Genomic DNA, 13,110 nt, shown 5'->3' with positions numbered 1-13,110 from the left:
ATAGCGGCGTATTTGACTCGCAGGCATGTAACGCACAGGTGATTTTGTGGAAAAAGCGATAATTCCGCCGGAAAAGAAGCCCTATCAGGAGATTGGTGATGACCTGCGCGCCCAGATTGCGCAGGGGCGCTACCCGGTCGGGTCGCGTTTGCCGCCGGAACGCCATATTGCCGAAACCTATGGCGTCAGCCGGACCATTGTGCGCGAAGCGCTGCTGATGCTGGAGCTGCAGGGGACGGTGGATATCCGTCAGGGATCCGGGGTGTACGTCATGCGTATCCCGCATGAAAACGACAGCGAAGAAGAGCAGTTGCTCAGCAGCGACGTCGGTCCGTTTGAAATTCTCCAGGCGCGCCAGCTGCTGGAGAGCAATATCGCCGCCTTTGCCGCGAAAATGGCCACCCGCGCCGATATCGACAATCTGAAGCGGATTATCGAGCAGGAGCAGCGGGCTATCGCCCTCAACGACACCGCCCAGGATAACGCCCGCCTGTTCCATCTGGTGCTGGCCGGGGCGACGCAGAACCAGATGCTGTTGGCGACGGTGGAGCGGATCTGGCTGCAGATGGACAGCAGCCCGCTGTGGCAGCAGTTCAATGTGCATATTGCCAGCCGCGCCTGGCGGCTGAAGTGGCTCGGCGACCGGCAGACGCTGCTCGCCGCGCTGCGGCGTCGCGATGTGATGGGCGCCTGGCAGGCGATGTGGCAGCATCTGGAAAACGTCAAAAACAGTCTGCTGGAGCTGTCCGATGAAGACGCCCCGGACTTTGACGGCTATCTGTTCGATTCGGTGCCGATTTTTCAGGGGAAGCTGGTATGACGATCCTGCCGCTGTACGCCGCGCCGCAATTCGCCCGGCAGGTGACCGACTGGCTGTGGCAGGCCTTTGGCGGCGAGGCGCTGCCGCGGGAATTTTTCGCCAGCATTGTGCAGCATAGCCAGACGGCGGAGGCGCTACCGCTGACCTTTATTGCCGTGGAAGGGGAGCAACTGCTCGGAACGATTGGCCTCTGGCGCTGCGATTTGATAAGCCGCCAGGATCTGTTTCCCTGGCTGGCGGCGCTGTACGTCGCGCCCGCCGCTCGCGGTCAGGGGCTGGCCGGACAGCTGCAGCGGCATGTGATCGATTATGCCCGCCGCGCGGGCTATCAGGAGCTTTATCTCTACTCCGCTTGCCGCGATTTTTATGAACGCTTCGGCTGGCGCTACATCGGCGAGGGGCTGGATTACCCGGCCACCGCCGTGCATCTCTATCGCTACGACTTATCGCCTTCCTGCGGGGCCACCACCGAATGACGGCGCACCAGCGTCGGGCTGAACAGGTGGGTGATCTCCGGCGCCGGGCGCTGCTCCGCCAGGGCTAAGGCCAATTCGGCCGCCTGGGTCGCCATTGTGACGATCGGGTAACGGACAGTGGTCAGCCGCGGGCGGACATAGCGCGAAATCAGGACATCGTCGAAGCCGATCAGCGAAATTTCCCGCGGGACGTCGATACCGTTGTCGTTGAGCACCCCCATCGCGCCGGCGGCCATCGAGTCGTTATAGCAGGCGACGGCGCTAAAGTGGCGGCCGCGGCCAAGCAGTTCGGTCATCGCCTGTTCGCCGCCGCTTTCATCCGGCTCGGCAAACGTGACCAGCCGGTCGTTGCACGGCAGGCCGCTCTCCTCCAGCGCCGCGTAGTACCCCTGCAGGCGATCTTCCGCATCAGAGATATCGTGGTTTGAGCACAGATAGCCGATACGCGTGTGCCCCTGCTGGATCAGATGACGGGTCGCCAGCCAGGCGCCGTAGCGATCGTCCAGCGCCACGCAGCGGGTTTCATATCCGGGCAGGATGCGGTTGATCAGCACCATGCCGGGGATCTGTTTCATCAGCCCGGCGAGTTCCTCATCGGGGATCATTTTGGCGTGCACCACCAGCGCCGCGCAGCGGTGGCGGATCAGCTGCTCTATCGCCTGGCGCTCCTTTTGCACGTTGTGGTAGCCATTGCCAATCAGCAAAAAATTGCCGGTGCGGTAGGCCACCTGTTCGACGGCTTTGACCATCGCGCCGAAGAAGGGGTCGGAGACATCGCCCACCACCAGGCCGACGGTTTCCGTGGACTGCTGGGCCAGCGCCCGGGCGTTCGCGTTGGGGTGATAGTTGAGGGTTTCCATCGCCGCGCCCACGGACTGACGCGAGGCTTCGCTGGCTTTGGGAGAGTTGTTGATGACGCGGGAGACGGTAGCGACGGAGACTCCTGCGAGTCGGGCTACATCCTTAATTGTCGCCATACCATGCCTTTTATAGGGTAAGCGTTTACATACTGCTATGTTACGGGAAAGAGCGGCAGATTCAAGGCGCGGCGGCGAAGGAATGGCGCAAATGTGATTCAGAGCGGGCTTATCGGTGACCTGTTTACATTGACGCTATCAGTAATTGAAACCGGCTCGGGGAAATACAAACCTTTGCTTACACTTTGCGATGCGCTGTTGCGAATGTTCGCTGGTTTGTCCGCCGAGCAGGTTGATATTCTGGCTCTCCCAGAGGTATTGATAGGTGGAGTCAACGTCAAGTTGACCACTTTACTTACACCAGCCTGCGCAGATGCGCAGGTTTTTTTTTGCCCGTCGCCGGCGTTGTTACAGATAGCGAAAATCGTAATAACTGGTTGCACTTAGGCTCACTCACTTGCGTTTTCCCGCTGGCCCGAAGCGGGCGAAAAACGCGACAATCGAGATCCCAGAGGTATTGATAGGTGAGTTTCTCAGGTACGCTCTTCGTACTGGACGTCTTACACCAGCCTGCGCGGATGCGCAGGTTTTTTTTATTCTGAAAATCCCCCCGCCGCACTGCTTTCCCACGCCTTCTCGTGTAACCTGCTTTGACTCATCACCGGTCACATGGAGTTGTTATGCTATTGGGATTTTTCAGACTGCTGTTCAAGGGGTTATACCGGGTCAGACTGACCGGCGACACGCAGGCTTTGCACCAGCAAAAAGTCTTAATTACCCCGAACCACGTCTCTTTCCTCGACGGCATTCTGCTGGCGTTGTTTTTGCCGGTCCGACCGGTTTTTGCCGTCTATACCTCAATCAGCCAGCGCTGGTTTATGCGCGCGCTGACGCCGATTATCGATTTTGTGCCGCTGGACCCGACCAAGCCGATGTCGATCAAACATCTGGTGCGCCTGATCGAACAGGGGCGGCCGGTGGTCATCTTCCCGGAAGGGCGAATCTCGGTCAGCGGCTCGCTGATGAAAATTTATGACGGCGCCGCCTTTGTCGCCGCCAAATCGCAGGCGACCATCGTGCCGCTGCGCATTGAAGGCGCTGAACTGACGCCCTTCAGCCGGCTGAAGGGGCTGGTAAAGCGTCGCCTGTTCCCGCGGATTCAGCTGCACCTGCTGCCGCCTACCCATCTGCCGATGCCCGAGGCGCCGCGCGCCCGCGACCGGCGCAAAATCGCCGGGGAAATGCTGCATCAGATCATGATGGAGGCCCGGATGGCGGTGCGCCCGCGGGAAACCCTGTATGAGTCGCTGCTGGCGGCGCAAGACCGCTTCGGCGCGCGCAAACCCTGCGTGGAGGATATCAACTTCCAGCCGGATACCTATCGCAAGCTGCTGACCAAAACCCTGTTTGTCGCCCGCATTCTGGAAAAATATAGCCAGCAGGGTGAGAAGATAGGCCTGATGCTGCCCAACGCCGGCATCAGTGCGGCGGTGATTTTCGGCGCGATCGCCCGCGGGCGCATTCCGGCGATGATGAACTATACCGCCGGGGTGAAAGGACTCAGCAGCGCCATCGCCGCCGCGGAACTCAAGACCATTTTTACCTCGCGCACCTTCCTCGATAAAGGCAAGCTCTGGCACCTGCCGGAGCAGTTGACCCAGGTGCGTTGGGTGTTCCTGGAAGATCTCAAAGGCGATATCACCCCCGCAGACAAACTGTGGATTTTCGGCCATCTGCTGGCGCCGCGTCTGGCGCAGGTTAAGCAGCAGCCGGAAGACGCGGCGATGATCCTCTTCACCTCCGGCTCGGAGGGCAACCCGAAAGGGGTGGTGCACAGCCATAAAAGCCTGCTGGCCAACGTCGAGCAGATCAAAACCATCGCCGACTTTACCGCTAACGACCGCTTTATGTCGGCGCTGCCGCTGTTCCACTCTTTTGGCCTCACCGTCGGCCTGCTGACGCCGCTGCTTACCGGCGCGGAGGTGTTTCTCTATCCCAGCCCGCTGCACTATCGCGTGGTGCCGGAGCTGGTCTACGATCGCAACTGCACGGTGCTGTTCGGCACCTCGACCTTCCTCGCCAACTATGCTCGCTTCGCTAACCCCTATGATTTCTATCGTCTCCGCTACGTGGTCGCCGGGGCGGAGAAGCTGCAGGAGAGCACCAAACAGCTGTGGCAGGATAAATTCGGCCTGCGTATTCTCGAAGGCTACGGTGTGACCGAGTGCGCCCCGGTGGTCTCGATCAACGTGCCCATGGCGGCGAAGGTCGGCACCGTGGGGCGGATTCTGCCGGGGATGGACGCCCGCCTGCTGGCGATGCCTGGCATTGAGCAGGGGGGACGACTGCAGCTGAAAGGGCCGAACATTATGAAAGGCTACCTGCGGGTGGAAAATCCCGGGGTGCTGGAAGCGCCGACGGCGGAAAATCAGCACGGTGAAAAGGAAGCGGGTTGGTATGACACCGGCGATATCGTGACTTTCGATGAGCAGGGCTATGTCCGCATCCAGGGCCGTGCGAAGCGCTTCGCCAAAATCGCTGGCGAAATGATCTCTCTTGAGATGGTGGAGCAGGTGGCCCTCGGCGCGTCGCCGGACAAAATGCACGCCACGGCGATTAAACAGGACGCCAGCAAAGGCGAGGCGCTGGTGCTGTTTACCACCGATAATGAACTGACTCGCGAAGCCCTGCTGCGCTACGCTCGCCAGCACGGCGTACCGGAGCTGGCGGTGCCGCGCGATATACGCTGGCTGAAACAGCTGCCGGTGCTCGGCAGCGGCAAGCCAGACTATGTCACCCTGAAAAATATGGTCGACGAGGCGGAAACAACCCATGAGTGAGTCAGTGCATACTAACCCGTCGCTGTATTCGAAAGGGATGATGGCGGTGATCTGCGCCCAGTTCCTGTCGGCCTTCGGCGACAATGCGCTTCTCTTCGCCACCCTGGCGCTGATGAAGCAGCTCTATTATCCGGAGTGGAGCCAGCCGGTCCTGCAGATGTTGTTTGTGGGCGCTTACATCCTTTTTGCCCCCTTTGTCGGCCAGTTCGCCGACAGCTTTGCCAAAGGCCGGGTAATGATGGTGGCCAACGGCCTGAAGCTGCTTGGCGCCGGCTGTATCTGCTTCGGCGTGAATCCGTTTATCGGCTATACGCTGGTGGGGATTGGCGCCGCCGCCTATTCGCCGGCCAAGTATGGCATTCTCGGCGAACTGACCACCGGCGATAAGTTAGTGAAGGCTAACGGACTGATGGAGTCCTCGACCATCGCGGCGATCCTGCTGGGCTCCATGGCCGGCGGGATCCTCGCCGACTGGCACGTGCTGGCGGCGCTGATCGTCTGCGCGCTGGTCTACGGTGGGGCGGTGGTGGCTAACCTGTGGATACCCAGGCTGCCGGCGGCGCGTCCGGGGCAGTCATGGCGTTTCAAGCCGATGACGCACAGCTTCTTCAGCGCCTGCCGCACGCTGTGGCGCAACGGCGAAACCCGCTTTTCGCTGGTGGGCACCAGCCTGTTCTGGGGCGCTGGCGTGACCCTGCGCTTCCTGCTGGTGATCTGGGTGCCGGTGGCGCTGGGCATTACCAGCAACGCCATGCCTACCTATCTTAATGCGATGGTGGCGGTGGGGATTGTACTGGGAGCCGGGGCGGCGGCGAAGCTGGTGACCCTGGAGACAGTGTCGCGCTGTATGCCGGCCGGGATTTTGATCGGTATCGCGGTGATAGCCTTTGCCGTGCAGCAGTCGCTGCTGCCGGCGTTCGGTCTGTTGCTGCTGCTCGGGGTGTTCGGCGGCTTCTTTATCGTGCCGTTGAATGCGCTGCTGCAGGAGCGCGGGAAGCATTCGGTCGGGGCGGGTAACGCCATTGCGGTACAGAACCTGGGCGAAAACGTGGCGATGCTGCTGATGTTGGGGCTCTATTCTCTGGCGGTGAGCGTGGGCGTGCCGCCGGTCGCTGTGGGAATAGGCTTTGGCGCGGTGTTTGCTGTGGCCATCGCCGCGCTGTGGGTCTGGGGGCGGCGTAAATAACTTCTCGTCGCGGTTGACTTGAAATCGTCGCCCCTGCCAGGCGCGCGGCAGAGAGAAACCCCCGGGTTGCGGCTTGCGCCTGACCCGGGCTACCGCGGCTACTGAGGCGGCTACCCGCCCTGGGTAGCGTAGGCCCGGTAAGGCGTAGCCGCCACCGGGCAACAACGCGACGCCAGAAGCTGGCGTCGACAGGTCGTGCTACGGTGCCGGGTAGGTATAAACCTGATGCACCGCTTCAATCTCCGCTAATACCTCTTCGCTCAGCTCAAGCTGCAAACTTTCCACGTTGGCCTGCAGCTGCGCCATGGTCGTCGCCCCCAGCAGGGTGCTGGCGACAAACGGCTGCCGACGCACAAAGGCCAGCGCCATTTGCGCCGGATCGAGGCCGTGACGTTGGGCGATATCCACATAGGCCGCCACCGCTTTCTGCGACTGCTCGCCGCTGTAGCGCGTAAAGCGGCTGAACAGCGTATTGCGCGCCCCCGCCGGCTTCGCGCCGTTGAGGTACTTCCCGGTCAGGGTGCCGAAAGCCAGGCAGGAGTAGGCCAGCAGCTCCACGCCTTCGAACTGGCTCACTTCCGCGAGGCCGACTTCAAAGCTGCGGTTCAGCAGGCTGTAGGGGTTCTGAATGGTCACGATCCGCGGCAGGTCGTGCTTATCCGCCAGGTGCAAATAACGCATCACGCCGAAGGCGGTTTCATTCGATACGCCGATGTAGCGGATCTTGCCGGCGCGCTGGAACTCGGTCAGCGCTTCGAGGGTATCCAGCAGCGTCACCGCAGGGGCGGCGTCGGCCCAGGTATAGCCCAGTTTGCCAAAGCAGTTGGTGGGGCGCTGCGGCCAGTGTACCTGGTACAGGTCGAGATAATCGGTCTGCAGACGCTTCAGGCTGGCGTGCAGCGCCTCGCGGATATTTTTCCGGTCCAGGACGTGGTTTGGTCGAATACTGCTGTCGTTATTGCGCGCGGGCCCGCTGACCTTCGAGGCGAGCACCAGTTTTTCGCGATTGCCGCGTTTCGCCAGCCAGTTGCCGACGTAGGTTTCAGTTAGCCCCTGAGTTTCCGGGCGCGGCGGGACAGGGTACATTTCGGCGACATCGATCAGATTGATGCCGTTGGCGACTGCGTAATCGAGCTGCTGATGGGCATCGGCCTCGCTGTTCTGCTCGCCAAAGGTCATAGTTCCCAGCCCGAGGGTGCTGATTTCAAGTGAACTGTGTGGGATACGGTGATACTGCATAGCCAGCTTCCTTTTTATTTATAAGGTCAGGCATTCCCCGACAAAGGAGTATCAACATGGCAGAGGGTGAGAAAAAGAGGAAGTAAAAAATCAAAAAAGCCGGGTGACGAGGAGGGGCGGTGGGTGGAACCCGCGGTGTCCTGGTGTGTCCCGACTCTTCTCAGAAGGCTGGTTGTCGGTAAGCGCAGCGTCAACAGAGGCTGGGGCCGACGGGGAAAAATTAACGCTTAATGATTTGCGAAACGTCGTCACGATTGATCTGCATTTTATTACCCTGCTGATCTTCGTAGCTGATAAGACCGGTATCGTCATCCACGGTAGGTTTACCGTCGGTCAGGATCATGCGCCCATCTTTGGTCGCCATGACGTAATCGCTGCTGCAACCGGAAACCGAGAACGCCAGTCCTACGGCGGAAATCAATACTGCCCATTTTTTCATCGTCATCACCTCTTGAGTAGCTGCACCCCATACCCATCTATTAATAGCCTGATTTGTGAGACATAAAAAGCAGTAAAGTCTGAAAAAGGGTTGCAGCCTGTGACCAGGCTGCAATTTTGTGGTTTACAGCGGGTTTTTCTTATTGCGCAGCAGGTTAAGGCTCTCCACCGCAATAGAGAAGAACATGGCGAAGTAGATGTATCCCTTCGGCACATGGACGTCGAAACTTTCCAGCATTAGGGTAAAGCCAACGAGGATCAGGAACGACAGAGCCAGCATTTTCACCGACGGATGACGGTCAACGAAATCGCCGATAGGTCGTGCGGCGAACATCATTACCCCCACCGCAATCACGACCGCCGCCATCATAATAAACAGATGGTCCGACAGACCGACGGCGGTGATCACCGAGTCGAGGCTAAAGATGATGTCCAGCAGCATGATCTGCACGATGGCGCCGAGGAAGGAGTGAACGTTAGTTTTCAGCCCCTCCTCTTCACCTTCGATAGACTCATGGATCTCTTTACTGGCTTTCCAGATAAGGAACAGTCCGCCTAACAGCAAGATCAGATCGCGAAACGAAATCTCCTGACCGAGGACGGTGAAGAGCGGGTTGGTCAGCTTAACGACCCAGGCGATAGAGGCCAGCAGCGCCAGGCGCATGACCATCGCCCCCATTAAACCGATCCGTCGCGCGTGAGCGCGCTGGGCGGTGGGGAGCTTGGCCACGACCAGAGAGAGAAAAATAATATTATCGATCCCGAGCACGATCTCCAGCAGCGTCAAGGTGCCCAGCGCCAGCCAGGCGTTAGGATCGGTTATCCATGCAAATAACATTGTTCAAAGTCCTGCAAAATAGAAAGCAGCAATTATATGCACGCCCCAACGCAGAACAAAAAATTAATCGTGTTGTAACAAGAAATGGCGGGCGAGCAGGGCGGCGGTGAAATTCTTTTTCAGGTAGAAACCGCGCGGCAGGGTGAGGATCGTCTCCCCGCGGGCGCCGATGGCTTCGGTCAACGCCTTGCTGTTGGCCGCTTTCGGTCTTAACTGCAGCACCTCGCCGTGGCGGGCGGTAATGCGCTCCACCTCACCGAGGACAATAAGATCCATCAGCTCTTCCCAGTCCATGCGCAGCTGGCGCTCCTCTTCTTCGTTCGGACTCCACAGCAGCGGTGCGCCGACGCGCCGCGCCGCCAGAGGAATGGTGCGCTCTCCTTCCACCGGGATCCACAGGACGCGCTGCAGCTTATGCCGCACATGGCTGCTCTCCCAGGTGACGCCGCTATTGCCGGTTAACGGAGCGACGCAGACAAAGGTGGTCTCCAGCGGACGACCCCGGCTGTCGATAGGGATCGTTTTGAGCTCCACCCCCAGCGCGGCGAAATCCTGTTCGGGTTTACTGCCCGCGCTGGCCCCCAGCCACAGCTCCAGCAGGATGCCCGTCCAGCCTTTATCACGCTTCAGATCGCGGGGAATGGGGATCCCGGCCAGCGCCGCCAGCTCGCCCAGCGTATAGCCGGCCAGCTGTCGGGCCTGGGCCAACAGCTGTTCCTGACTTTGCGGCGGAGAGGAGAGAGGAGCGATAGCGGGCATAGGGCGACACCTTTGGCTAAAAAATGAGCGCTAATTTTGCGCGTTGTGGATAGAGTTTACCGTTTTCTGAGTAACTATACCAATCCCATGATTTATATGCCTTTTTAAGGTCATTGCGCTGCGGGTGAAAACCATGAAAACAGGTTTTCCAGAACTGGTCACTGACAATAAACAGGATCTTACACCATGTTATCCACAGAAAAGTGGGATAACTGGGGAAAAGCCCCACTACTGGTTCGATTTACAGCCTTGACGTGCGACGAAAATCGAATTTTTTGAGAAAATCTGCCCGCGACCTGCGCGTAATCTGTGGATAAAATCGACATTGTTCGATCTTTCATCAGTCGGCGGATCGTATGTGTGATGATCGTCACGTTATGCTGTAATAAGTGAAAGGAATATATTCTAACTTAATGAATATGCTATCATTATTATAAGGTGTTAGCGGTGCGATGTTCAGATTACTCCGGGTTTTCCCGGGTTAATTCCGTACTTCTTCACAACTCTATCCACAGAAAAAGTGAATAAAATCGGCCGTCGGGCGCTTTCGCTGTTTATAACTCTGGCAATTACTGTGAGTTATTCAAATGTTATCCGTTCTCAGTGTGCGAACAGAGTGGTTTACCGTTTCCGACGAGTGTGAAACAATCATTCACATTGAAGCTTATCTTGAGGTAGTCCGGTGATTGATGACGATGGCTACCGCCCAAATGTCGGTATTGTAATCTGTAATCGTCAGGGCCAGGTCATGTGGGCCCGACGCTATGGTCAGCACTCGTGGCAGTTCCCGCAAGGGGGCATAAATCCAGGAGAATCCGCAGAGCAGGCGATGTATCGGGAATTGTTTGAAGAGGTCGGGTTAAGCCGTAAAGATGTGCGGATCCTGGCCTCAACCCGTAACTGGCTGCGTTACAAGTTGCCTAAACGTTTGGTGCGTTGGGACACAAAGCCGGTTTGTATCGGCCAGAAACAAAAGTGGTTTCTTTTGCAGTTGATCGGTAACGACGCGGACATCAATATGCAAACCAGCAGCACGCCTGAATTTGATGGCTGGCGCTGGGTGAGTTACTGGTACCCGGTTCGTCAGGTGGTGTCGTTCAAACGCGACGTCTACCGCCGGGTGATGAAAGAGTTCGCCAGCGTAACCATGTCGCTGGCGGAGAGCGCCCCTAAGCCGCAAAGCGCGCCTGCTTATCGACGTAAAAGAGGTTAAGCCACGCACATTATGCTCACTCGGTTGCGAGAAATAGTCGAGAAGGTCGCGAGTGCGCCGCGTTTAAACGAGGCGCTGGATATTCTGGTGACAGATGTCTGCCAGGCGATGGAGACGGAAGTCTGCTCGGTTTACCTGGCTGACAATGACCGACGCTGCTATTACCTGATGGCCACCCGCGGGTTAAAAAAACCTCGCGGGCGCACCGTTGCGCTGGCGTTCGATGAAGGCCTGGTGGGGCTGGTTGGCCGCCTGGCGGAGCCCATCAACCTCGCCGATGCGCAAAAACACCCCAGCTTCAAGTATATCCCCGCCGTCAAAGAGGACCGCTTCCGCGCCTTCCTTGGCGTGCCGATCATCCAGCGCCGCCAGCTGTTGGGCGTGCTGGTGGTCCAGCAGCGTGAGCTGCGCCAGTTTGATGAAAGCGAAGAGTCTTTCCTCGTCACCCTCGCCACCCAGATGGCGGCGATCCTCTCCCAGTCCCAGCTGAACGCCCTGTTTGGCCAGTATCGTCAGACGCGCATTCGCGCGCTGCCGGCCTCTTCCGGGGTGGCGATCGCCGAGGGCTGGATGGACGTCAGCCTGCCGCTGATGGAACAGGTGTATGAAGCCTCGACGCTGGATACCGCCTCGGAACGTGAACGCCTGACCGGCGCGCTGGAAGAAGCGGCCAACGAGTTTCGTCGCTACAGCAAACGCTACGCCGCCGGCGCGCAAAAAGAGACGGCGGCGATCTTCGATCTCTACTCGCACCTGCTCTCCGACGCCCGCCTGCGTCGCGAGCTCTTTGCCGAAGTCGACAAAGGCGCCGTCGCCGAGTGGGCGGTCAAAAAGATCATTGAGAAGTTCGCCGAACAGTTTGCCGCGCTGAGCGACGGCTATCTGAAAGAGCGGGCCGGCGACCTGCGCACGCTGGGTCAGCGTCTGCTGTTCCATCTCGACGACAGTATTCAGGGCCCCAACACCTGGCCGGCGCGCATTATCCTCGTGGCGGACGAGCTGTCGGCCACCACCCTCGCGGAAGTGCCGCAGGATCGCCTGGCCGGCGTGGTAGTGCGCGATGGCGCCGCCAACTCCCATGCCGCCATTATGGTGCGGGCCCTTGGCATCCCAACGGTGATGGGCGCCGATATTCAGCCCTCGCTGTTGCATGGCCATACGCTGATTGTCGATGGCTATCGCGGTGAGCTGCTGGTGGATCCTGAACCTGTTCTGTTACAGGAATATCAGCGCCTTATCAGTGAAGAGAACGAGCTCAGCCGCCTGGCGGAGGACGATCTCCAGCGTGCGTCGGAGTTGAAAAGCGGCGAGCGGGTAAAAGTCATGCTCAACGCCGGCTTAAGCCCGGAGCACGAAGAGAAGCTCGGCAGTTTTGTGGACGGCATTGGTCTGTACCGTACCGAAATTCCCTTTATGCTGCAGAGCGGCTTCCCCTCTGAAGAGGAGCAAGTCGCCCAGTATCAGGGCATGCTGCAGATGTTTAACAGCAAACCGGTGACCCTGCGTACCCTGGACATCGGCGCGGATAAACAGCTGCCGTACATGCCGATCAGTGAAGAGAACCCATGCCTCGGCTGGCGCGGGATCCGCATCACCCTCGATCAGCCGGAGATCTTTTTGATCCAGGTGCGGGCGATGCTGCGCGCCAACGCCGCCACCGGCAACCTCAGCATTTTGCTGCCGATGGTGACCAGTCTGGAAGAGGTCGATGAGGCCCGCCGACTGATCGACCGCGCCAGTCGGGAAGTTGAAGAGATGATCGGCTACGCCATCCCGCGTCCGCGTCTGGGGGTGATGCTGGAGGTGCCGTCGATGGTCTTTATGCTGCCGCAGCTGGCCAGCCGGATCGATTTTATCTCGGTAGGAACGAACGACCTGACCCAGTACCTGCTGGCCGTCGACCGTAACAATACCCGGGTCGCCAGCATGTATGACAGCCTGCATCCTGCGGTATTGCGGGCGCTGGCGATGATCGCTCATGACGCGGAGCGCTTTGGCATCGATCTGCGACTGTGCGGCGAGATGGCAGGTGACCCGATGTGCGTGACGATCCTTGTCGGTCTCGGTTATCGCCACCTGTCGATGAACGGCCGCTCGGTGGCGAGGGTGAAATATCTGCTGCGCCGCATCGATATCGAAGAGGCGCAGGAGCTGTCTCGTCGCAGCCTCGAAGCCCAGATGACCGCCGAGGTGCGCCATCAGGTGGCGGCCTTTATGGAGCGTCGCGGTCTCGGCGGCCTGATCCGCGGCGGGCGGTAGCGATAGCCCGGGTGAGGCGTAAGCCGTAACCCGGGAATACTCTGTTCACACCATCCGGCAAAATACAGTACAGCCGGCGAAACGGCTTCTGTTAGCATCCGTATACATATCTTTTACACGCCGGC

Annotated in this window: 11 protein-coding genes and 2 pseudogenes; 7 read left to right on the top strand and 6 right to left on the bottom strand. The window is 59.1% G+C overall.

The genetic code is table 11. The features are described 5' to 3' along the window. Positions 1-46: 46 nt before the first annotated feature. On the top strand, positions 47-820 hold the full coding sequence (locus GQR96_RS20045) for a GntR family transcriptional regulator (RefSeq protein ID WP_004205433.1): 774 nt from the start codon (positions 47-49) through the stop codon (positions 818-820). Then, positions 817-1,296, top strand: a complete 480-nt coding sequence (locus GQR96_RS20040) for a GNAT family N-acetyltransferase (protein WP_043520882.1) — start codon at positions 817-819, stop codon at positions 1,294-1,296. Before GQR96_RS20045 ends, GQR96_RS20040 begins: the two co-directional genes overlap by 4 nt. On the opposite strand, the gene galR is transcribed toward GQR96_RS20040, so the two are convergent. Further along, positions 1,257-2,273: an HTH-type transcriptional regulator GalR gene (gene galR, locus GQR96_RS20035; protein ID WP_002915981.1), complete on the bottom strand. Its 1,017-nt coding sequence runs from the start codon at positions 2,271-2,273 to the stop codon at positions 1,257-1,259. The genes GQR96_RS20040 and galR overlap by 40 nt on opposite strands. 93 nt (positions 2,274-2,366) lie before the next feature. On the opposite strand from galR, the pseudogene GQR96_RS20030 reads away from it, so the two are divergent. The 3 genes and pseudogenes from GQR96_RS20030 to lplT all read left to right on the top strand — a co-directional run bounded on the left by GQR96_RS20030 (position 2,367) and on the right by lplT (position 6,239). Then, positions 2,367-2,631, top strand: a pseudogene (locus tag GQR96_RS20030) (hypothetical protein). Between the two features lie 262 nt (positions 2,632-2,893). Next, complete coding sequence (aas, locus tag GQR96_RS20025; RefSeq protein WP_004205437.1) at positions 2,894-5,053, top strand: bifunctional acyl-ACP--phospholipid O-acyltransferase/long-chain-fatty-acid--ACP ligase; 2,160 nt, start codon at positions 2,894-2,896, stop codon at positions 5,051-5,053. After that, positions 5,046-6,239 (top strand): lysophospholipid transporter LplT, encoded by a 1,194-nt coding sequence (gene lplT, locus GQR96_RS20020; protein WP_065905366.1) that lies wholly within the window; start codon positions 5,046-5,048, stop codon positions 6,237-6,239. Before aas ends, lplT begins: the two co-directional genes overlap by 8 nt. A gap of 198 nt (positions 6,240-6,437) precedes the next feature. Here the strand turns inward: lplT and GQR96_RS20015 are convergent, their stop codons facing one another. From GQR96_RS20015 to GQR96_RS19995, 5 genes and pseudogenes are all read right to left on the bottom strand, one after another. Then, positions 6,438-7,478: an NADP(H)-dependent aldo-keto reductase gene (locus tag GQR96_RS20015; RefSeq protein ID WP_043520875.1), complete on the bottom strand. Its 1,041-nt coding sequence runs from the start codon at positions 7,476-7,478 to the stop codon at positions 6,438-6,440. A gap of 220 nt (positions 7,479-7,698) precedes the next feature. After that, the gene (locus tag GQR96_RS20010; RefSeq protein WP_002915974.1) at positions 7,699-7,917 is read right to left on the bottom strand and encodes a YgdI/YgdR family lipoprotein; all 219 of its coding nucleotides are present in this window, start codon (positions 7,915-7,917) and stop codon (positions 7,699-7,701) included. Positions 7,918-8,040: 123 nt separating this feature from the next. After that, positions 8,041-8,754, bottom strand: coding sequence for a TerC family protein (locus GQR96_RS20005; RefSeq protein ID WP_004205441.1), 714 nt, complete (start codon positions 8,752-8,754; stop codon positions 8,041-8,043). A gap of 63 nt (positions 8,755-8,817) precedes the next feature. Beyond that, positions 8,818-9,513 carry a DNA mismatch repair endonuclease MutH gene (mutH, locus tag GQR96_RS20000; protein WP_023319078.1) on the bottom strand — a complete coding sequence of 232 codons (696 nt, stop codon included), beginning with the start codon at positions 9,511-9,513 and terminating at the stop codon, positions 8,818-8,820. 88 nt (positions 9,514-9,601) lie between these two features. Then, positions 9,602-9,742, bottom strand: a pseudogene (locus GQR96_RS19995) (hypothetical protein); the annotation flags it as partial. A gap of 453 nt (positions 9,743-10,195) precedes the next feature. On the opposite strand from GQR96_RS19995, the gene rppH reads away from it, so the two are divergent. Both rppH and ptsP read left to right on the top strand, forming a co-directional pair. Further along, positions 10,196-10,726: an RNA pyrophosphohydrolase gene (gene rppH / locus GQR96_RS19990; protein WP_004205443.1), complete on the top strand. Its 531-nt coding sequence runs from the start codon at positions 10,196-10,198 to the stop codon at positions 10,724-10,726. A gap of 12 nt (positions 10,727-10,738) precedes the next feature. After that, on the top strand, positions 10,739-12,985 hold the full coding sequence (ptsP, locus tag GQR96_RS19985; RefSeq protein ID WP_004205444.1) for a phosphoenolpyruvate--protein phosphotransferase: 2,247 nt from the start codon (positions 10,739-10,741) through the stop codon (positions 12,983-12,985). Positions 12,986-13,110: the final 125 nt, after the last annotated feature.

The sequence above is a fragment of the Klebsiella sp. PCX genome, assembly GCF_021869705.1.
Lineage (GTDB): Bacteria > Pseudomonadota > Gammaproteobacteria > Enterobacterales > Enterobacteriaceae > Klebsiella > Klebsiella quasipneumoniae.
The sequence above is the reverse complement of the archived record's forward strand: the minus strand, read 5'-3'. Positions and strand labels throughout refer to the sequence as shown.